Here is a 19,846-nt window from a genome sequence, read left to right as displayed (position 1 = left end):
GATCGCCGCGAAACCAGCGCCGGTCGTGGCGCTTCGGTCAGGTTTTGAAGGAGCCTCCCCTTGCGCCGGATCACCAGGATCGCCACCGTGGGCATCGCGTCCGCGGCGCTGGCCCTCTCGGCCACCGCCTGTGGCGGAAAGAAGTCCTCGGACAGCCCCTCCTCCGACGGCAGCGCGTCGTCCTCGGCCGCGGGCGCGGCCATCGCGTACGACATCGGCGGCCGTGGCGACCAGTCGTTCAACGACGCCGCCTACGCGGGCCTCGAGAAGGCCGAGAAGGACCTGAAGATCAAGGGCGCCGAGGCGGAGCCCACCGAGGGCGAGAGCGAGGCCGACAAGGTCCAGCGCCTCACCGAGCTGGCCCGCAAGGGCAACAACCCGGTCATCGGCGTCGGCTTCGCCTACGCGCCGGCCATCAAGAAGGTCGCGGCGAAGTTCCCGAACACCACGTTCGGCATCATCGACGACACCTCGGTGACCGACAAGAACATCGCCAACCTGGTCTTCAACGAGGAGCAGGGCTCCTACCTGGCCGGCGTCGCCGCCGCCAAGGCGTCGAAGAGCGGCACGGTCGGCTTCATCGGCGGCGTCGAGGTTCCGCTGATCAAGAAGTTCGAGGCGGGCTTCGCGCAGGGCGTGAAGGACACCAACCCCAACGCCAAGGTACTGACCAAGTACCTCTCCCAGCCGCCGGACTTCGGTGGCTTCGCCAAGCCCGACCTGGGCAAGGCCGCCGCCAAGGGTCAGATCGACGGTGGCGCCGACGTGATCTACGCCGCCGCCGGCCTCGCCGGCTCGGGCGCCATCGAGGCCGCCGCGACCTCCGGCAAGTGGGCCATCGGCGTCGACTCCGACCAGTACAACCAGGCCGGTCTGTCGAAGTACAAGGACAAGATCCTGACCTCGGTCACCAAGGACGTGTCCGACGCGGTCTACAACCTGATCAAGTCGGTCAAGGACGGCAAGCCGGAGTCCGGCGAGGTCCGCTACGGCCTGGACAAGGACGGCGTCGGCCTGGCCGACTCCAACCCCGAGTACAAGAACATGGCCGACCTGATCGCCGCGGTGGACAAGGCGAAGGCCGAGATCATCGCGAAGAAGATCACCGTCAAGACCACGCCGTAACGGCCTGTCTGACGACCAGTCGCGGTCTCCGGGGTCCGGGGAGCGGTCCCTACCGCTCCCGGACCCCGCACCGCGTCTCCCCCTGAGTCCGTGACCACTTGTGGCCAGTTGGCCGCAAGTTTTCACTTCCGACAGTGCTACGCGCGTAGAGGCATCGTGGACGCGATACCTTCTCTCCCCGCCCTGTCCTCCTGCCGAGCCAACTTGGCTTTCCAGCTCCTTCCGCGCCAAGGAGAGTGCGTCATCAACGCGTCCAGCCCCCCTCTCGCCGTAGAACTGCACGGCATCACCAAGCGTTTCCCCGGCGTCGTCGCCAACAAGGACATCGCCATCTCCGTCCGCAAGGGCACGGTCCACGCCCTCATCGGCGAGAACGGTGCCGGCAAGTCGACCCTGATGAAGATCCTCTACGGCATGCAGAAGCCGGACGAGGGCACCATCGCCATCGACGGGGAGCAGGTCTCCTTCAACAACCCCGGTGAGGCCATCGCCCGCGGCATCGGCATGGTGCACCAGCACTTCATGCTCGCCGACAACCTCACCGTCCTGGAGAACGTCGTCCTCGGCGGCGAGAAGCTCTACGGCATCGGCTCCAAGGCCCGCAAGAAGATCAAGGAGATCTCGGACGCGTACGGCCTCGGCGTGCGCCCCGACGCCCTGATCGAGGACCTCGGCGTCGCCGACCGCCAGCGCGTGGAGATCCTCAAGGTCCTCTACCGCGGCGCCAAGACCCTCATCCTCGACGAGCCGACCGCAGTGCTCGTGCCGCAGGAAGTGGACGCGCTCTTCGACAACCTGCGCGAGCTCAAGGCCGAGGGCCTCACGGTCATCTTCATCTCGCACAAGCTGGGCGAGATCCTGAAGGTCGCCGACGACATCACCGTCATCCGCCGCGGCACCACGGTCGGCACCGCCGACCCGAAGACCGCGACGACCAAGCAGCTCGCCGAGCTGATGGTCGGCAGCGAGCTGCCCTCGCCGGAGACCCGCGAGTCCACGGTCACCACGACCCCCATGCTGGAGGTCGACGGCCTGACCGTCGCCGACGCGGGTGCCGTCGTCACCCCCGAGACCTCCACGAGCGCCCTCGGCGACTCCGACACCGACATCCGCGAGCCCGCCGTCGCCGGCCGCCTGCTGCTCGACGGGATCACCTTCACGATCCACAAGGGCGAGGTCCTCGGCATCGCCGGTGTCGAGGGCAACGGCCAGACGGAGCTGATCGAGGCCCTCATGGGCATGATCAGCCCCGACGCGGGCGTCATCACCCTCGACGGCAACGACATCACCAAGATGGCGGTCCGCAAGCGCCGCGAGGGCGGCATCGGCTACATCCCCGAGGACCGCCACCGCCACGGCCTGCTGCTGGAGTCCCCGCTCTGGGAGAACCGCATCCTCGGCCACGTCACCGAGGCGCCCAACTCCAAGCGCGGCATCCTCGACCCGAAGGCCGCCCGCAAGGACACCGAGCGGATCGTGCGCGAGTACGACGTCCGCACGCCCGGCATCGACGTCACCGCGGCCTCGCTCTCCGGCGGCAACCAGCAGAAGCTGATCGTCGGCCGCGAGATGAGCCACAACCCGAAGTTCCTCATCGCCGCCCACCCCACGCGCGGTGTGGACGTCGGCGCGCAGGCGCAGATCTGGGACGCGATCCGCGAGGCCCGCCGCGAGGGCCTCGCCGTGCTGCTGATCTCCGCCGACCTGGACGAGCTGATCGGCCTGTCCGACACGCTCCGCGTCATCTACCGCGGCCGCCTGGTCGCGGACGCCGACCCGGCGACGATCACCCCCGAGGAGCTCGGCACCGCGATGACCGGTGCCGCCACCGGGCACCTGGAAGCCACTGACGACCACTCCGCCGACGCCGCCGGCGACACGACGGAGGACGAGGCCCGATGAAGAAATTCGACAAGGACCGGCTGCTTCTCGGCTTCGCCGGACCCGCGCTGGCACTGGTCAGCGCCTTCGTACTCAGCATGATCGTGCTGGCCGCGTCGGGCGTCGACCCGATCGAGCCGCTGCGCATCATGATCGAACAGTCCGGCTACGAGGACGTACAGGTCCTCATCATCAACCAGGCCGGCACGTACTACCTGGCAGCCCTGGCCGTCGCCATCGGCTTCCGGATGAACCTCTTCAACATCGGTGTGGACGGCCAGTACCGCCTCGCCGCGATGGTCAGCGCCCTGGTCGGCGCGGCGGTCACGCTGCCCGGCCCGCTGCACATCCTGGTGATCGTGCTCGTCGCCATGCTCGTCGGCGCCTTCTGGTCCGGCATCGCGGGCATCCTCAAGGCCAAGCGCGGCGTGAGCGAGGTCGTCTCGACGATCATGCTCAACGCCATCGCGACCTCGCTGATCGCCTGGCTGATCCTGCCCAAGAACCTCGGCGTGCAGCCCGTCGGCTCCAACGACCTGACCACCGGCGACATCCCGGAGTCGGGCTGGTTCCCGGGCTTCGAGCTCGGTGACGGCATGGAGATCTACGGCTTCACCTTCATCGCCTTCGCACTGGGCATCGTCTACTGGTTCGTGCTCAACCGCACCCGGTTCGGCTTCGACCTGCGCGCCACCGGCGCCAGCGAGTCCGCCGCCCAGGCCTCCGGCGTGGACGCCAAGAAGATGATCATGACCTCGATGCTCATCTCGGGCGCCGTCGCCGGTCTGGTCAGCATGCCGCTGCTGCTGGGCGAGTCCCACACGTACAACCTGTCCTTCCCGGCGGGCATCGGCTTCACCGGCATCACCATCGCGCTGCTCGGCCGCAACAACCCGGTCGGCATCTTCTTCGCCGCGCTGCTGATCGCCTTCATCGACAAGGCGTCCGCCGGCCTCGACACGGCCGGCTACGCCAAGGAAATCGGCACGATCATGAAGGGCCTCATCGTGGTCGCCGTGGTCGTCAGCTACGAGCTCGTCCGCCGCTACGGCATCCGCCGCCAGCAGCAGAAGGTCGGCGAGGAGCTGGCCGCCGGCCACGCCATCAAGACCGAGAAGGAGGTCGCGGCGTGAGCGCCAGCACCGTTTCCACGACGAAAGCCGCGCCCAAGCCGGGCGGCCGCCGCAAGCTCACCCTGCCCTGGATCCTGCTGATCATCGCGGGCGGCCTCGCGCTGGTCTCGCTGGTCCGGGTCATCTCCGGCGCGAACGACCTGACCTCCGTCGGCCAGGTCTCCGGCGCCCTCCAGCTCGCCGTGCCGATCGGCCTCGCGGGCCTCGGCGGCCTCTGGGCCGAGCGGGCCGGCGTGGTCAACATCGGCCTCGAAGGCATGATGATCCTCGGCACCTGGTTCGGTGCCTGGGCCGGCTACCAGTGGGGCCCCTGGACCGGCGTCCTGATGGGCATCGTCGGCGGCGCCCTCGGCGGCCTGCTGCACGCGATCATCACCGTCACCTTCAACGTCAACCACATCGTCTCCGGTGTGGCGGTCACCATCCTGGCGACGGGCTTCACCCAGTACCTGTCGAACTTCACCTTCGACAAGGCCGAGGGCGGCTCCTCCAAGCAGTCCCCGCGCATCGAGCCCATCACCGAGATCACCATCCCGGGACTCTCCAGCGGACTGGAAAACCTCCAGGGCAAGCACTGGTTCCTGGTCTCGGACATCGCGGGCGTCCTCGGCGGCGTGGTCACCCACCTGTCGCTGCTGACCATCGTCGCCGTGCTGCTGATCCCCGCCACCTGGTGGGTGCTCTGGCGCACCGCCTTCGGCCTGCGCCTGCGCTCCTGCGGTGAGAACCCGGTCGCGGCGGAGTCCCTCGGCGTCAACGTCTACAAGTACAAGTACATCGCCGTGATCGTCTCCGGCGGCCTGGCCGGCCTCGGCGGCGCGTTCCTCGCGATCGTCTCCACCGGCATCTACCAGGAGGGCCAGACCGGCGGCCGCGGCTACATCGGTCTCGCCGCGATGATCTTCGGCAACTGGATGCCGGGCGGCATGGCGCTGGGCGCGGGCCTCTTCGGCTTCACCGACAGCCTCAAGCTGCGCGGCGGCGCCGAGAACGTCCACGCGATGCTGCTGCTGATCGCCATCCTGCTGGTGCTCGCCGTCGGCTGGCAGCTGTACAAGAAGAAGTACGTCCAGGCCGGCATCGCCGCCGTCTGCGCCGCCGGGCTCTTCGCCTGGTACGCGGCCACCGACCAGGTGCCCAGCCAGTTCGTGGACGCCGCCCCGTACGTGACGACGCTGCTGGTGCTCGCCCTGTCGGCGCAGCGCCTGCGGATGCCGAAGGCGGACGGCATGCCGTACCGCAAGGGCCAGGGCAAGTGACCCCGGCCCCCGCGGTGGACTGGGAAGCCCTGCGGACGGCCGCCCGGGACGCGATGACCCGGGCGTACGCCCCCTACTCGGGCTTCCCGGTCGGGGTCGCGGCCCGGGTGGACGACGGCCGCGTCGTCACCGGCTGCAACGTCGAGAACGCGAGCTACGGACTCGGCCTGTGCGCCGAGTGCGGCCTGGTCTCCTCCCTCCAGGCCACCGGCGGCGGCCGGCTCACGCACTTCACGTGCGTGGACGGCAAGGGCGAGGTCCTCGTACCGTGCGGGCGCTGCCGCCAGCTGCTCTACGAGTTCGGCGGCCCGGAGCTCCTGGTGGAGACACCGGACGGGATCCTGCCGCTGAGCGCGATGCTGCCGCAGGCCTTCGGGCCCGACCACCTGAGATAGCCGCACGACGGCCCTCCGCCCTGCCGGGCGGAGGGCCGTCGCCGCTCTCGCCCCCTCCTCGAAAACTCCTTGAACCTCCCTCCCTCATCTCTATGCGCGTAGAAGGAAGTCACCTCATGGACGTCATCTCCGTCATCCGGACCAAGCGGGACCGCGGTGAGCTGAGCCCCGAGCAGATCGACTGGGTCATCGACGCCTACACCCGCGGGATCGTCGCCGACGAGCAGATGTCGGCGCTCGCGATGGCCATCCTGCTGAACGGCATGAACCGTACCGAGATCGCCCGCTGGACCGCCGCGATGATCGCCTCCGGCGAGCGGATGAACTTCGACTCCCTCTCCCGCCCCACCGCCGACAAGCACTCCACCGGCGGCGTCGGCGACAAGATCACCCTCCCGCTGGCCCCGCTCGTCGCCGCCTGCGGCGCGGCCGTGCCGCAGCTGTCCGGCCGCGGCCTCGGCCACACCGGCGGCACCCTCGACAAGCTGGAGTCCATCCCCGGCTGGCGCGCGCTGCTCTCCAACGAGGAGATGCTGAACGTCCTCGACACCACCGGCGCCGTCATCTGCGCCGCCGGCGACGGCCTGGCCCCGGCGGACAAGAAGCTCTACGCCCTGCGCGACGTCACGGGCACGGTCGAGGCCATCCCGCTGATCGCCTCCTCGATCATGTCGAAGAAGATCGCCGAGGGCACCGGCTCCCTCGTCCTCGACGTGAAGGTCGGCTCCGGCGCCTTCATGAAGAACATCGAGGACGCCCGCGAGCTCGCCTCCACCATGGTCGCCCTCGGCACCGACAGCGGCGTCAAGACGATCGCCCTGCTCACCGACATGTCCACCCCGCTCGGCCTGACCGCGGGCAACGCCCTTGAGGTCCGCGAGTCCGTCGAGGTCCTCGCCGGCGGTGGCCCGGCCGACGTGGTCGAGCTGACCATCGCCCTCGCGCAGGAGATGCTGACGGCCGCCGGCATCAAGGACGCCGACCCGGCGAAGGCCCTCGCCGACGGCTCCGCCATGGACGTGTGGCGCCGGATGATCTCCGCCCAGGGCGGCGACCCGGACGCGGCCCTGCCGGTCGCCCGCGAGCAGCACGTGGTCACCGCCTCCGCCTCGGGCGTCCTGACCCGCCTCGACGCGTACGCGGTCGGCGTCGGCGCCTGGCGCCTGGGCGCGGGCCGCGCCCGCAAGGAGGACCCGGTCCAGGCGGGCGCGGGCATCGAGCTGCACGCGAAGCCGGGCGACACGGTCACGGCCGGCCAGCCGCTGATGACCCTGCACACGGACACCCCGGAGAAGTTCGAGTACGCCCTGGCCTCCCTGGAGGGCTCGCACGACATCGCCCCGTCGGGCACGTCCTTCACCGCGAACCCGATCGTCCTGGACCGCATCGCCTGACCCCTGGCCGGGGGAGGGGCGGGCACAACGCCGCTGCGCGGGCCTGCCCCTCCCCGCCCTTCCACCGTTCCCGCCCCCAGTCGCCGGGCGCGGCTCACCACACGGCGCCACCCCGCCCGCGCCCCGAGCGCCGGCCGGCGATTCAGCCCCGCCGGCGTTCGAGGCGCGGGTCCGGGCAGCGCCCGGGGAACGGTGGAAGGGCGGGTAGGGGATCCAGCCCCGCGCAGCGGCACCGCTCCGCCCCGCAGGGCACCGCCGCCACCGATGAGTTCCGGGGCAGCGGACGGTCATCCCCCCGTGGAGATCAGAACCCTGGCCCTGGAAGGCCCCCAGCCGGACGTCCCCGCCCTCTGCGCCCGCGTCAGCGAGGCCTGCCGGGACGGCCCACCGGGGCGGGTGGTCTGCGACACCCACCGCGTCGGGACGCCCACCCTCGCCACCGTCGACGCCCTCGCCCGCATGGCCCTGGCCGCCGCCCGCCACGGCACCCCCTTCAGGGTCACCGGCGCCGACGCCCGCCTCCGGGCCCTGCTACACCTCGTCGGCCTCGCCGAGCTCCTCGGGCAGCCCGAACAGCGGGAACCACCGGGCGGTGTCCAGGAAGGCGTTCAGCCCGACGATCCGCCCCTCTGACACCTCCAGCACCTGGAGCGCCCACGGCACGTGCCCGGGCAGGCCGTCCTCCCGCGGACGGTACTGCCCGAAGGCCGGCAGCCCGTTCGCCGTGGTCGGGACCAGCCGCGAGCCCTTGCAGCCGATGCCCTGGTTCAGGTGCCACGCGGCGATGTCCGCGTGACCCCGCAGCCACAGGTCGAACGGCGGCATCGACAGCACCGCGTCCTCGTGCAGCAGCTCGGTGAGCCGCGAGATGTCGTACGCCTCGAAGGCCGACAGGTACTGCTCCAGCAGCTGCGCCTGCTCCGCGTCCAGCGGGTCCTTCGGCTCGCTCGGCCGCAGCGCCTGCCCCGAGAGGGTCGCCCGCGCCCGCTGGAGCGCGCTGTTCACCGACGCCACCGAGGTCTCCAGGAGCTGCGCGACCTCGTCCGCCTTCCAGGCCAGCACCTCCCGCAGGATCAGCACGGCCCGCTGCTTCGCCGGCAGGTGCTGGAGGGCCGCCACGAAGGCCAGCCGGACGGACTCCTTCGCCAGCGCCAGCTCCGCCGGGTCGGCGGTCTGCGGCAGCACCCGCCCGTCCGGCACCGGCTCCAGCCAGGTCACCTCGGGCCGCTCGTTGAGCACGGCGGAGGCCTGGTGCTGCGGCGCGGACAGGTCCATCGGACGGGCCCGCTTGTTCCCCGCCTTCAGCAGGTCCAGGCAGACGTTGGTGGCGATCCGGTACAGCCACGACCGCAGCGAGGAACGCCCCTCGAACTTCTCGTGGGCCCGCCAGGCACGGACGTACGTGTCCTGCACCGCGTCCTCGGCGTCGAAGGACGAGCCGAGCATCCGGTAGCAGTAGCCGGTCAGCTCGACGCGGTAGCGGTCCATCGCCGCGTCGAGTTCCGGTGACGAGGTAGCAAGGTCGCTCATGGCCGCCGTCCCCCAGGTGGTTTCCGTCCCTTCGGAAACTACCCGAGGGGTCCGACAACGGCAGCCGGAGCGGGCGGGAACGTCAGGTCCCGGGCTTGCGCCCGTACACGTAGACGTCCTCGCCGTTGCCCAGCATGTTCCAGTAGGCCTTCGCGTCGGTGGTCGTCATGTTCACGCAGCCGCCCGAACCCGGCGGGTTCCACATGCTCTTGGTGACGGAGTGGAAGGCGATGCCCCCGTCGAAGAACTGCGAGTAGGGCATGGAGACGTTGTAGATCGTCGACCAGTGGTTGATGGACCGGTAGTAGATCTTCTTCAGGCCGGTCCGCGTCGGCGTTTCCGCCTTGCCGGTGCGCACCGGCACCGGACCGTACTTCAGCGCCGCCCCGTCCTGGATCCAGCTGAGCTGGCGGGTCAGGTCGACGCACGCGATCCGCCCCAGGTTGGTGGGGCACTTCCCCTCGGCGTTCGGGTTCTTGCCCGCCGCCCGCTGCGCCAGCATCGTGCTCATCGTCTGCCAGGTCAGCGGCCCGGCGTACCCCATGGTGGGGGTGATCCCGTGGGTGGCCTGGAAGGACTGGATCGCCGTGCAGTCGGCCGCCGACTGCACCCCGTCCACCGGCCGCCCCAGGAACTGCTCGACCTGCCGCTGATAGGGCCCGGTGGTCACGTTGCAGGCGGCGGCCTGGGCCGGACCGCCCCCCACGACCACCAGGGGCGCCGCCAGCGCCAGAGCCCCGCCGAACACCACCGCAGCCCGCCGCCGCGCGCGCACGCGTATCGCCGCCATCCGGTCCTCCCCTGCCTCGCCCGCACTGTGGGGGCGTCAATGCCTCCCAAGCTAGAGCGAGTTGCGCACGCCGCACAGACCTTGAACGGAGTTGGCCGGAGCGGGTCCGCCGAGGTCCGCCGGCGGACCGGTTCCGAGCCCGTCCGCAGGGGTCAGCGGGCCGCCGCGGCCGGGCGGCCGGGGCGAGCGGCCGCCGTCGCTCGGCGCGGGCCGCGTGGGACCCGTACAGGGTGATCGAGACGACGCCCAGCACCGCGAGCAGCGCGATGCCGACCGTGGCCGCCCACCCCGAGGCGTGGTACGCCAGCGCGCCCAGGGTGCCGCCCGCGCTGGAGCCGAGGTAGTACGCGGACTGGTACAGCGCCGAGGCCTGCGCCCGGCCCGTCTTCGCCGTCCGGCTCACCGCCGCCGACGCCACCGCGTGCCCCGCGAAGAACCCGGCCGTGATCAGCACCAGCCCCGGCAGGACCAGCCACAGCGAATCTCCGAGCGACAGCAGCAGCCCCAGCGCGGTCGTGGTCACCGCCAGGTACAGCGCCCCGCGCCGGCCCGCCCGGGCCACCAGCTGACCGGCCGCCGCCGAGGAGACCGTACCCACCAGGTAGACCAGGAAGACCGACCCGACCACACCCTGCCCCAGCGAGAACGGAGCCTCCACCAGCCGGTACCCGATGACCGTGTACACGGCCCCGAACACCGTCATGAACAGCGCGCCGATCCCGTACAGCCGCAGCAGCAGCGGATCGCGCAGGTGCCCGGAGACGGTACGTCCCACCGCGCGCGGGTTCAGCGACGCCGGCCGGAAGAACCGCGCCCGGGGCAGCAGCGCCAGGAAGGCCACCGCGCAGACCAGCGCCATCACGCCGACGGCCAGCAGCCCGCCGCGCCAGCCCCACAGCTGCGCGCCCCAGCCGGTGACGATGCGGCCGCTCATGCCGCCGATGGAGTTGCCCGCGACGAACAGGCCGATCGCGCCGACCAGCGCCTTCGGCCTGACCTCCTCCGCCAGGTAGGCCATCGCGGAGGCGGGGATGCCCGCGATCGCGGCGCCCTGCACCGCGCGCAGCGCCACCAGCCACTCCAGGCTCGGCGCGAACGGCACCAGCAGGCCGATGCCGACGGCGACCACCATCGAGCAGGTCATCATCCGGGTCCGGCCGAACCGCTCGGACAGCGCGCTGAGCGGCAGGACGAACAGGGCGAGCGCGCCGGTGGCCGCGGAGACCGTCCAACTGGCCTGACCGGCGGTCACGCCGAAGCCGGCGGAGACGGCGGGCAGCAGGGCCTGGGTGGAGTAGAGGAGGGCGAAGGTCGCGAGGCCCGCGGCGAAGAGCGCGAGGCTCATCCGGCGGTAGCCGGGGCGGCCGGGGGAGTGGGGCTCGGGGGACGACGGGGTGGAGGCACCTGTGATGACAGGTGCCCCGGTATGAGCGGGAGGCATACGTCGACGCTACGCCCACCCTTTTTCATGCGTCCAATGCACAGAACACGGATAATCGATCCACCCACGCATCACCTCAGCTCAGGGCTTCGGATATCCATGAACCGTTACGAAGAAGACATGGCCGTGACACAACAGCTGGCCCCCCGGCTGGCCCAGTTCGTCGCGGTCGCCCGGCACGAGCACGTCACCCGCGCCGCCCACGAGCTGGGCGTACCGCAGTCCACCCTGTCCCGGGCGATGGTCCGCCTCGAACAGGACCTGGGCGTCTCGCTGTTCGCCCGCAAGGGCCGCACCGTCGCCCTCACCACGGCCGGCCGGACCTTCCTCGCCTCCGCCGAACAGGCCCTCGACGGGATCGCCCGCGCCGCCGGATCCGTCCAGCACGACGCCGATCCGTCTTTCGGCAAGGTCGCGTTCGGCTTCCTGCACACCCTGGGGCCCGAGACCGTACCCGGCCTGATCCGCGCCTTCCGCGCCGACCACCCCCGGGTCCGGTTCGCCCTGGTCCAGAACTACGGCGAGGCCATGCTGGAGAAGCTCCGCGCCGGGGAACTCGACCTCTGCCTGACCTCGCCCGTGCCCGACGCCCCCGACCTGGTGGCCCGCCGCCTCGACGAGCAGCGGCTGCGCCTGGTGGTCCCGGACGACCACCGCCTCGCGGGCCGCAAGCGCATCCGCCTCGCCGAGGCCGCGGAGGAAACCTTCGTCACCCTGGAGGCCGGCTACGGCCTGCGCCGGATCACCGACGACCTGTGCGCGGAGGCCGGGTTCGCGCCCCGGGTCGCCTTCGAGGGCGAGGAGGCCGAGACCCTGCGCGGCCTGGTCGCGGCGGGCCTGGGCGTTGCCCTCCTCCCGCCGCCCCCCGTCCCCCGCCCGGGGGTGGTCGAGCTGACGGTGACGGCGCCGCGCGCGGTCCGCGAGATCGGCGTGGCCTGGCTGGACGGCCACCCGGACACCCCGCCGGTGGCGGCGTTCAAACGCTTCCTGCTGTCCCGCCGGGGCCGCCTGATCCCGGAGCTGGAGCCGCCGGCCTAAGGGCTGTCCCGTAGTCCCCGGCGGGCGCACGACGCCGGCTACGGCACCTTGCTGCGTTGTCGGAACGCCCGAATACGCCCAGTACGGGGGCGCCCCTCCGCCTTGCGATGCACCGCATCCGACGCCGTGCGCCGATCCACCGGGGATTACGGGACAGCCCTTAACCCGCGGGTTCCCGGCTCACGCCGGCTCCGGGTCCTCGTCCGGGCAGTGGGACCTGGTCGCCGCCGACAGCAAGTACCCGGCCTGGAAGCGGGACTTGGCGCCGACCGCGCGCATGATCTCGGCGATGTGGCGCTGGCAGGTGCGCTCCGACATGCCGAGGCGGCGGGCGATCACCTTGTCCTCCAGGCCGTCCGACAGCAGCCGGACGATGGTCTGGCGCAGTTCGTCCGAGAGGGACTTGGCCGCCTCCGGGCTCACCGTGGCCGGGAAGGGGCGCGCGCCCAGCCAGGAGCGTTCGAAGGCCGCCGTCATGAAGTGCACGACGCTGGGTTCGCGGACCACCAGGGCGGCTCCCTGTCGGTCCGGCACCGCCATCAGCCCGGTGTGCCCGTCGAAGATCAGCATCCGCATCAGCCCGTCGCCGAGGGTCCGCACCTGGGCCCCCAGCGCCGTGACCCGCTCGACGTACGCCGCCGTCGGGCGGGAGTAGCGCGCCGTGTGCTGGTAGATCGTCCGCATCCGGACCCCGCGCGCCAGCAGCGACTCGTCCCGTCCGACCGCCTCCTCCAGCGTCTCCTGCGGCCGGCCCCCGCCCGGCTGCGAGGTCAGCAGCTCCCGTTCGCACCCCGCCACCAGCTCGGTGATCAGCCCGCGCACCGCGCCGAGGTCCGTCACCAGCTCCAGCCGTCCCGACCCGCTCAGGTCCCGGTGCGCGGCCCCCGCCTCGTACGCGGGCACCAGCGCCTCAAGCCGCCCGCGCAGCCGGTCCATCTCGTCGTGGGTCTCCCGTACGAGCAGCGCCAGCGGGGCCAGCGCCCGGGCGGCCGCCGCGCGGGGCGCGACCGCGCTCCACCGCTCGGGGCCGTCGCCGTCGGGGACCCGCTGGAGCAGGTGCGCGGCGGCCAGCTCGGTGACGGCCGCCCCCGCGCGGGCCCCGAGGGCGGTGGTGGCGTCGGCGACGGTGAAGGCGTGCCGGTCGACGGCGTACGCGTACAGGCGCCGGGCCGTGGGGCTCAGGTCCTCGGAGCCTTCGGAATCGGCTGGGGTCGGGGCTGGCATATGCACATTCGTCCCTGCATGTGCCCGTTCGTAAACCCCTCAGGTTCCCGCAAGGCGACAAGCCGACGCCTGAACAACGGCTTCCGGCATATGCCGAACAGGCACAGTGGACCCACGACGCGCGGCCGCGCCGTCCGGGGCCATCCGACCGAGAGGGGACGGAACGGCCGGCCCCGCATGCCGGCGCGGCCCGTGGCGGGATCCGCTCAGGCCGGCTTCGCGTAGTTGCCGAAGCCCGTCCAGTCCACCACCACGCACGGCTCGTCGCCGAGCACCCAGGCGTCGTGCCCCGGGGCGATCTGCATGAAGTCACCCGGGCCGTACTCGGCGCCCTCGCCGTCGTCCATCACGACCTGCATCCGGCCGCCGGCCACGTAACCCGTGTGCGCCGACTGGCAGCTGTCCGTGCCCGCCAGCGGCTTGATGTGCTCCGACCACTTCCAGCCCGGCTCGAAGACCGCGCGCCCGACCGCCCCGCCGTCCGTCTGGATCAGGTCCAGCCTGCCCTTGCCGTCGGCGAACGGCCGCGTCTCGTCCGCGCTGTCGAAGTTCCTGCGCACCATTCCGGCCATGGCCGATCGCCTCCCGGAGAGCACCCCGAGCAGACCCCGAGTCCACTCCTCACTCTACGCCCGCCGCCACGTCCGTTCAGCCCCGCAGGGACCGCCCGAAACCCGAGGCCAGCGGCATTCGCAGGCCCAGCGGCGGCGGTGCCGCCAGCGCGTCCACGACCGGCCGCGAGTACCGGCCCGAGAACATCGCGCCGAGTACGAAGTCCACCGCCAGCGCCACCACTTCCGAGCGGTGCTCCCGCAGTCCGTGGCCGTCCGAGTGCACTTCGAACCGGCAGGTAGAACGATTCGCCTTCTTCGCCCGCGCCGCCAGCTGGAAGGAGGACTCCGGGTCGCTGCGCGCGTCGTTCATGCCGTGCACGATCAGCACCTGCCGCCCCGCGAGCTGTTTCACCGGTTCAGGGGAGCCCGCGTCCGCGCCCTCCGGTAAGCAAGGGGCCATCGCCACCACCGAGTTGACGGCCGCGTGCCCCGCCGCCCGCAGTGCCGCCCGGCCGCCCGCGCCGAAGCCGGCCAGGCAGACCGGGACGTCCCCGTACAGCCGGACCGCCTCGTCCGCCGCCCACCCGGCGTCCTCCTCCCGGGGCCCGGCCCCGTGCACCACCGTGTGCGCCACCAGCCCCTGCGCCCCGCCCGCCCGGGCCAGCGCCCGCGCGAGCGGACGTACCGGACCGGGGGCGAATCTGGACGCTCCGGGAAGCAGGAGCACCACACCACTGACCGTCGAGACCGAGCCGTTCGCGCCGGCCGCCCGCCCCAGGCGGGCCCCGCGCGCCGGCGGCGCATGCTGTGCCATGGCGGAACAGTCTCAGACTGACAGGTGTACGCCACCCGTCCGTACGGTCTCTGTTACATATCGACCCCGGCTGCCGACGCGCTGCTCTACGCGCGTAGGAGTAGAGTGCCGGGATGACGAGCGAGACCCCCAACCTGCCCACTCCGGACCAGATCCGCCGCTCCCCGAAGGTGCTGCTGCACGACCACCTCGACGGTGGGCTGCGTCCCGGGACCATCATCGAGCTGGCGGCCGAGGTCGGCTACGACAAGCTGCCCGAGACCGACGCCGACAAGCTGGGTGTCTGGTTCCGTGACGCCGCGGACTCCGGCTCCCTCCCGCGCTACCTGGAGACGTTCGCGCACACCTGCGCCGTCATGCAGACGAAGGAGGCCCTCTTCCGGGTCGCCGCCGAATGCGCCGAGGACCTGGCCGAGGACGGCGTCGTGTACGCCGAGATCCGCTACGCCCCCGAGCAGCACCTCGAAGCCGGCCTGACCCTCGAAGAGGTCGTCGAGGCCGTGAACGACGGCTTCCGCGAGGGCGAGCGCCGCGCCAGGGCCAACGGCCACCGCATCCGCGTCGGCGCCCTGCTGACCGCCATGCGCCACGCGGCCCGCGCGCTGGAGATCGCCGAGCTGGCCAACCGCTACCGCGACAACGGCGTGGTCGGCTTCGACATCGCCGGCGCCGAGGCCGGGTTCCCTCCCACCCGCCACCTCGACGCCTTCGAGTACCTCAAGCGCGAGAACAACCACTTCACGATCCACGCGGGCGAGGCCTTCGGTCTCCCGTCGATCTGGCAGGCCCTGCAGTGGTGCGGCGCCGACCGGCTCGGCCACGGCGTGAAGATCATCGACGACATCGAGGTCGCCGAGGACGGCTCGGTCACCCTGGGCCGCCTGGCCTCGTACGTCCGGGACAAGCGCATCCCCCTGGAGATGTGCCCGACCTCCAACCTGCAGACCGCCGCGGCCGCCTCGTACGCCGAGCACCCGATCGGCCTGCTGCGCAAGCTGCACTTCCGGCTGACGGTCAACACCGACAACCGCCTGATGAGCGGCACCAGCATGAGCCGCGAGTTCGAGCACCTGGTCGACACCTTCGGCTACTCGCTCGACGACATGCAGTGGTTCACCGTCAATGCGATGAAGTCCGCGTTCATTCCTTTCGATGAACGACTCGCGATGATCAACGACGTGATCAAGCCGGGCTACGCGGAGCTGAAGTCCGAATGGCTGTTCCGGCAGACCGCTTCCACCAGCGGAACTGTCTCGGCCTAGGCCACGGGCTGACCCACGGAAAGCGTCCGGGAGATTCAACTCCCGGACGCTTTCTCGTATTTAAGGATGTTTGCGGGAGGCGGTTTGAAGTGGCTAGTTTGCGGAGCCGCTCAGTTCCCCGTCGCAAGGACGATTTTTCATGAAGCAGTCTGCTGCCAAGTCCCTCGGTGTCGCTGTGATTGGTGCCGCCCTCGCCGCGGGCGCCGCGGGCACCGCCTCCGCCTCGGCGCTCCCCGCCGCCAGCCTGACGGACACCCTCGGCTCCCTGACCAGCGCCACCAGCTCCCTCACCGACCAGACGCAGCAGACGGCGCAGGAGGGTGAGGCCACCGACGCCGCCGCCCCCGTCGGCCAGCTGCTCGGCGGCCTGGCTCCGGTGGCCGGCCCGCTCGGCGCCCTCGGCTGACCGGAACCCCGGAAGTCGCACGCACGTGCATGCGGCGCACGCCCCTTCGAGGAGGTGTGCGCCGCGTCGCGCGGTGTGCCACGATCACCACCAACTGCCCGCCGACGTACGGGGTATGAGGTTCGGTCATGCGCATCACGGCACGATTCACGGCGCCCGCCACGAGGTTCGCCCTGCTCCCCGCCCTGCTCCTCGGAGCAGTCGCGTGCGGCGGCGGTACGGACACCTCCGCGCCAGGGAAGACCCCCGACCCCAAGGGCTCCGCGGCCGTCCGCGCGTCGGGCGCGCCCGGCGCCCCGGCGGCCCCCACCGCGCCCAAGGCCAAGGACGCGAGCCTGGAGCGGGCCGCCCTCGTCCAGGGCGACCTCGCCGGCTACCAGGTCTCCGCACAGGGCAAGAACCCGAACGCCCCCGACGGGCAGCCGCAGGCCGACAAGAAGGCCTGCCAGCCCCTCGCCGACATCATGGGCGACAAGCCCGACCCGGCCGCCCACGAGACGGTCAACCGGGGCATCGGCTCCCAGAAGCAGGTGGGACTCGCGGTCTCCGCCTCCGTCAGCTCCTACGGGGAACCCGAGGCGAAGCGGGTCGTCGCCCGGCTGCGCGAGGCCGTCGCGGCCTGCGGTGCGGGCTTCACCGCCACCGTCGAGAAGCAGACCGGCCGCTACCGGGACGTGAAGGCCGTCCCGTACAGGACGGCGGGTGACGAGACGGTCAGCTGGACCACGACCGCCACCGCCGAGGGCGTCTCGGCGCCGGTCCACCTGGTCGTCGTACGCCAGGGCGACCGGGTCGTGCGGCTGATGGCCCTGAACGTGGCCGCCGCGGACCAGAAGGCGCTGGTCCCGCAGGAAGTCGCCGACAAGCAGCTGGAGAAGGTCAAGAAGGCCGGCTGAGTCCCGCCGGAGCGCCGCTCGGGTCCCCGGGGGGTCTACCAGGCGGTCTGCGCGGAGCCCGCGCCGGCCTTCTCGTTCGGGAGCAGCAGCCACAGCGCCAGGTAGATGAGGAACTGCGGTCCGGGCAGCAGGCACGAGGCCACGAAGATGATCCGCATCGTGCGGGTCTTGATGCCGAAACGCCGTGCGAGCCCGGCGCAGACGCCGCCGATCATCCGTCCGTCACGGGGGCGGGTAATCGCGCTCATTTTCTTCTCCTTCGGATGGGATCGCGCTCCGGGATTTTCCCTTCCGCGATGCCTCAATACTCGCGCGGTACCGCCGAAAGGACCTCGGTCCAGGGTCCGATGCCGACCCTGGTAATTCTCGGGGTGGGCCCCTGAGACGCATGGGCGCGGCGCAGCCTGGCGCGCAGCACCGGCACGACGGCCAGGTGGACGATCACCACTCCGGCCGTGTTCAGCAGCAGCGCGTCCACGTCCAGCACCCGTCCCGGGACGGCGGTCTGGAGCATCTCGATGCCGAGCGAGATCAGTACGGCCGCGGCCGCCGTCCGGACCAGCGAGGACCAGGCCGCCAGCGGCCCGGGCGTCAGGCGCCCCCCGGCCAGGGGCAGCAGCACCCCCAGCGGGGCCAGCAGCGCCACCCCCTCGCCGATCCGCCGCGCGGCCTCCAGCGGGCCGTACGCGAGGTCCGCCCTGATCCCCTCCAGCGGGGTCAGGTTCGCGGCCGCCGCCCAGGGGACGTCCAGGGGGCTCAGGGTCAGCCATCCGACGAGCAGCAGATGAGCGGCCAGCAGGGCCCCGCTCAGGAGCCGGGACCGGAGCGGGAGCTTCGTGGCGGTGGCGGCGCTGCCGCTGCCCTCATGACGGTGCACACCTGCGAGGACGCACCCCCCGGCGGCACCGGTTCCGGCACCCGCGGCCGTTACGCAGCGGTTACGGCAGCCCAGCCGATGTCCCGATCGGCGGATCAGCCCGTGGCCAGCAGCACGGCCAGCAGTACCGCGCCCACCACCGCCGGCGCGATGATCTCGTACGCCCACCGCACGCGGACCCCGCCCTGCGCGCCGGGCCGGCCGGCCCCGCGCTCGGCGAGCTCGCGCAGCTCGTCCACGGCCCGGTCGGCGGCGGCCCGCGGCGGCGCGGACGGCTCGTCCCCGGCGCCCTCGGCCTCCATGCCCTTGCCGCGCAGCGCGTTCCCGCGGCTGAACTGTCGGCCGGCCTTCTTGCGCTCGCGCAGCGACACCGGCACCGACCACAGCTGGTACTTCGACCCCTCCGCCAGCACCTCCGCCGAGTACCCGGCGCGCACCGCGTCGACGGCGGCCCAGGGCAGCTCGATGATCCGGAAGGGGTTGCGGACGCGCATCCGGTCGTCGTTGGCGAAGACGGCCGGGCGGAGGGTGAACGCCACGATCAGCGGGACGGCGAGCAGCGCGACCGCGATGCCGGTCCAGCGCGCGTTCCCCCCGCCCCGCACGACGGCGTCCCCGCACAGCCAGGCGACGAGCGCGAGGAGCAGCACCCCGGAGACGACGGCCATGGGGGAGCGGTAGACGCGGTCGGCGTAGACCGGCTCGTGGGGGGAGGGCGTAGTCATGCCGCCGATTGTGCCGCATGGTCCGCCGGGAGGTGCGGGCGCGCGGCCCCGGGAGCTCCGATGACGGATCTCACGCCCATATGTGCACCGTGGGGGGTGACAGGCGCTACGCGCGTAGATATGCTCATCTGGTGACCATGCCCACCACCCTCACCGCATTCGCTGACGTGACGACGTCCGACAGCGCGCTGCGCCGCTTCCTGCACGGGCTGCCCGGCGTAGACGCAGTCGGCCTGGAGGCCCGCGCGGCCTCACTCGGCACCCGCTCGATCAAGACGACGGCCAAGGCGTTCGCCATCGACCTGGCCATCTCGATGATCGACCTGACCACGCTTGAGGGTGCGGACACCCCGGGCAAGGTCCGGGCGCTCTCCGCCAAGGCCGTCAACCCCGACCCGACCGACCGCAGCACGCCCATGACCGCCGCGGTCTGCGTCTACCCCGACATGGTGGCCACCGCCAAGGCCGCGCTGAACGGCGCCGACGTCAAGGTCGCCTCCGTCGCCACCGCCTTCCCGGCCGGGCGCGCCGCGCTGCCGGTCAAGCTGGCCGACACCCGGGACGCCGTCGCCGCCGGCGCCGACGAGATCGACATGGTCATCGACCGTGGCGCCTTCCTCGCCGGCCGCTACCTGGAGACGTACGAGCTGATCAAGGCCGTCAAGGAGGCCTGCGTCCGCCCCGACGGCACCGCCGCCCGCCTCAAGGTCATCTTCGAGACCGGCGAGCTGTCGACGTACGACAACATCCGCCGCGCCTCCTGGATCGGCATGCTCGCGGGCGCCGACTTCATCAAGACCTCCACCGGCAAGGTCGGCGTCAACGCCACCCCCGCCAACACCCTGCTCATGCTCGAAGCCGTGCGCGACTTCAAGGCGCAGACTGGAATCCAGATCGGCGTGAAGCCGGCCGGCGGCATCCGCACCACCAAGGACGCCCTCAAGTTCCTGGTCCTGGTCAACGAGACCGTGGGCGAGGACTGGCTGACCAACGAGTGGTTCCGCTTCGGCGCCTCCAGCCTGCTGAACGACCTGCTCATGCAGCGCCAGAAGCTGAGCACCGGGCGTTACTCCGGTCCCGACTACGTGACGGTGGACTGATC

General features: G+C 71.7%; 20 protein-coding genes and 1 pseudogene. 12 read left to right on the top strand and 9 right to left on the bottom strand.

All coding sequences use genetic code 11. The features are described from left to right. The first annotated feature begins 60 nt into the window (after nucleotides 1-60). The 7 genes from ACZ7IF_RS11695 to ACZ7IF_RS11665 all read left to right on the top strand — a co-directional run bounded on the left by ACZ7IF_RS11695 (nucleotide 61) and on the right by ACZ7IF_RS11665 (nucleotide 7,820). Nucleotides 61-1,125 carry a BMP family lipoprotein gene (locus ACZ7IF_RS11695; RefSeq protein ID WP_470967416.1) on the top strand — a complete coding sequence of 355 codons (1,065 nt, stop codon included), beginning with the start codon at nucleotides 61-63 and terminating at the stop codon, nucleotides 1,123-1,125. Nucleotides 1,126-1,368: 243 nt separating this feature from the next. Next, nucleotides 1,369-3,027: an ABC transporter ATP-binding protein gene (locus ACZ7IF_RS11690; RefSeq protein WP_470968183.1), complete on the top strand. Its 1,659-nt coding sequence runs from the start codon at nucleotides 1,369-1,371 to the stop codon at nucleotides 3,025-3,027. Further along, on the top strand, nucleotides 3,024-4,139 hold the full coding sequence (locus ACZ7IF_RS11685) for an ABC transporter permease (protein ID WP_470967409.1): 1,116 nt from the start codon (nucleotides 3,024-3,026) through the stop codon (nucleotides 4,137-4,139). The genes ACZ7IF_RS11690 and ACZ7IF_RS11685 overlap by 4 nt, the downstream gene beginning before the upstream one ends. Beyond that, a complete protein-coding gene (locus ACZ7IF_RS11680) occupies nucleotides 4,136-5,398 on the top strand; it encodes an ABC transporter permease (protein ID WP_470967403.1) in 1,263 nt (420 codons plus the stop codon). Before ACZ7IF_RS11685 ends, ACZ7IF_RS11680 begins: the two co-directional genes overlap by 4 nt. Then, complete coding sequence (locus ACZ7IF_RS11675) at nucleotides 5,395-5,793, top strand: cytidine deaminase (RefSeq protein WP_470967395.1); 399 nt, start codon at nucleotides 5,395-5,397, stop codon at nucleotides 5,791-5,793. The genes ACZ7IF_RS11680 and ACZ7IF_RS11675 overlap by 4 nt, the downstream gene beginning before the upstream one ends. Nucleotides 5,794-5,909: 116 nt before the next feature. After that, nucleotides 5,910-7,187 carry a thymidine phosphorylase gene (locus ACZ7IF_RS11670; protein ID WP_470967387.1) on the top strand — a complete coding sequence of 426 codons (1,278 nt, stop codon included), beginning with the start codon at nucleotides 5,910-5,912 and terminating at the stop codon, nucleotides 7,185-7,187. Nucleotides 7,188-7,484: 297 nt separating this feature from the next. Beyond that, nucleotides 7,485-7,820, top strand: coding sequence for an STAS domain-containing protein (locus ACZ7IF_RS11665; protein WP_470967382.1), 336 nt, complete (start codon nucleotides 7,485-7,487; stop codon nucleotides 7,818-7,820). Here ACZ7IF_RS11665 and ACZ7IF_RS11660 read toward each other — a convergent pair. From ACZ7IF_RS11660 to ACZ7IF_RS11650, 3 genes and pseudogenes are all read right to left on the bottom strand, one after another. After that, nucleotides 7,719-8,717: a sigma-70 family RNA polymerase sigma factor gene (locus ACZ7IF_RS11660; protein WP_470967377.1), complete on the bottom strand. Its 999-nt coding sequence runs from the start codon at nucleotides 8,715-8,717 to the stop codon at nucleotides 7,719-7,721. The two genes, ACZ7IF_RS11665 and ACZ7IF_RS11660, sit on opposite strands and share 102 nt — an antisense overlap. An 82-nt stretch (nucleotides 8,718-8,799) precedes the next feature. Next, complete coding sequence (locus tag ACZ7IF_RS11655) at nucleotides 8,800-9,507, bottom strand: L,D-transpeptidase family protein (RefSeq protein WP_470967372.1); 708 nt, start codon at nucleotides 9,505-9,507, stop codon at nucleotides 8,800-8,802. 169 nt (nucleotides 9,508-9,676) lie between these two features. Then, a pseudogene (locus ACZ7IF_RS11650) lies at nucleotides 9,677-10,948 on the bottom strand (MFS transporter); the annotation flags it as partial. A 99-nt stretch (nucleotides 10,949-11,047) separates the two neighbouring features. Between ACZ7IF_RS11650 and ACZ7IF_RS11645 the strand changes: the two are divergent. Beyond that, the gene (locus tag ACZ7IF_RS11645) at nucleotides 11,048-11,986 is read left to right on the top strand and encodes a LysR family transcriptional regulator (protein ID WP_470967364.1); all 939 of its coding nucleotides are present in this window, start codon (nucleotides 11,048-11,050) and stop codon (nucleotides 11,984-11,986) included. Nucleotides 11,987-12,166: 180 nt separating this feature from the next. On the opposite strand, the gene ACZ7IF_RS11640 is transcribed toward ACZ7IF_RS11645, so the two are convergent. From ACZ7IF_RS11640 to ACZ7IF_RS11630, 3 genes are all read right to left on the bottom strand, one after another. Continuing rightward, nucleotides 12,167-13,210: a helix-turn-helix transcriptional regulator gene (locus ACZ7IF_RS11640; RefSeq protein ID WP_470967358.1), complete on the bottom strand. Its 1,044-nt coding sequence runs from the start codon at nucleotides 13,208-13,210 to the stop codon at nucleotides 12,167-12,169. A gap of 206 nt (nucleotides 13,211-13,416) precedes the next feature. After that, nucleotides 13,417-13,782: a cupin domain-containing protein gene (locus ACZ7IF_RS11635; protein WP_470967350.1), complete on the bottom strand. Its 366-nt coding sequence runs from the start codon at nucleotides 13,780-13,782 to the stop codon at nucleotides 13,417-13,419. A 76-nt stretch (nucleotides 13,783-13,858) separates the two neighbouring features. Beyond that, the gene (locus ACZ7IF_RS11630; protein ID WP_470967344.1) at nucleotides 13,859-14,578 is read right to left on the bottom strand and encodes an alpha/beta hydrolase; all 720 of its coding nucleotides are present in this window, start codon (nucleotides 14,576-14,578) and stop codon (nucleotides 13,859-13,861) included. 113 nt (nucleotides 14,579-14,691) lie between these two features. Here ACZ7IF_RS11630 and ACZ7IF_RS11625 point away from each other — a divergent pair, with 113 nt between their 5' ends. The 3 genes from ACZ7IF_RS11625 to ACZ7IF_RS11615 all read left to right on the top strand — a co-directional run bounded on the left by ACZ7IF_RS11625 (nucleotide 14,692) and on the right by ACZ7IF_RS11615 (nucleotide 17,142). Further along, on the top strand, nucleotides 14,692-15,840 hold the full coding sequence (locus ACZ7IF_RS11625) for an adenosine deaminase (protein ID WP_470967337.1): 1,149 nt from the start codon (nucleotides 14,692-14,694) through the stop codon (nucleotides 15,838-15,840). A 139-nt stretch (nucleotides 15,841-15,979) separates the two neighbouring features. Continuing rightward, on the top strand, nucleotides 15,980-16,246 hold the full coding sequence (locus ACZ7IF_RS11620; RefSeq protein ID WP_470967331.1) for a hypothetical protein: 267 nt from the start codon (nucleotides 15,980-15,982) through the stop codon (nucleotides 16,244-16,246). 128 nt (nucleotides 16,247-16,374) lie between these two features. Next, the gene (locus tag ACZ7IF_RS11615; protein WP_470967326.1) at nucleotides 16,375-17,142 is read left to right on the top strand and encodes a hypothetical protein; all 768 of its coding nucleotides are present in this window, start codon (nucleotides 16,375-16,377) and stop codon (nucleotides 17,140-17,142) included. Nucleotides 17,143-17,177: 35 nt separating this feature from the next. On the opposite strand, the gene ACZ7IF_RS11610 is transcribed toward ACZ7IF_RS11615, so the two are convergent. The 3 genes from ACZ7IF_RS11610 to ACZ7IF_RS11600 form a co-directional block, all read right to left on the bottom strand. After that, nucleotides 17,178-17,390 carry a PspC domain-containing protein gene (locus ACZ7IF_RS11610; protein WP_362470016.1) on the bottom strand — a complete coding sequence of 71 codons (213 nt, stop codon included), beginning with the start codon at nucleotides 17,388-17,390 and terminating at the stop codon, nucleotides 17,178-17,180. Nucleotides 17,391-17,443: 53 nt separating this feature from the next. Next, complete coding sequence (locus tag ACZ7IF_RS11605) at nucleotides 17,444-18,019, bottom strand: VanZ family protein (protein ID WP_470967321.1); 576 nt, start codon at nucleotides 18,017-18,019, stop codon at nucleotides 17,444-17,446. Between the two features lie 95 nt (nucleotides 18,020-18,114). Beyond that, nucleotides 18,115-18,744 (bottom strand): PH domain-containing protein, encoded by a 630-nt coding sequence (locus ACZ7IF_RS11600; protein WP_470967316.1) that lies wholly within the window; start codon nucleotides 18,742-18,744, stop codon nucleotides 18,115-18,117. A gap of 137 nt (nucleotides 18,745-18,881) precedes the next feature. Between ACZ7IF_RS11600 and deoC the strand changes: the two genes are divergently transcribed. Beyond that, complete coding sequence (deoC, locus tag ACZ7IF_RS11595; protein WP_470968179.1) at nucleotides 18,882-19,844, top strand: deoxyribose-phosphate aldolase; 963 nt, start codon at nucleotides 18,882-18,884, stop codon at nucleotides 19,842-19,844. Nucleotides 19,845-19,846: the final 2 nt, after the last annotated feature.

The sequence above is a fragment of the Streptomyces sp. NPDC037421 genome (assembly GCF_055602105.1).
Note: the sequence above shows the minus strand (reverse complement) of the source record. Positions and strands in the feature narration are given on the sequence as shown.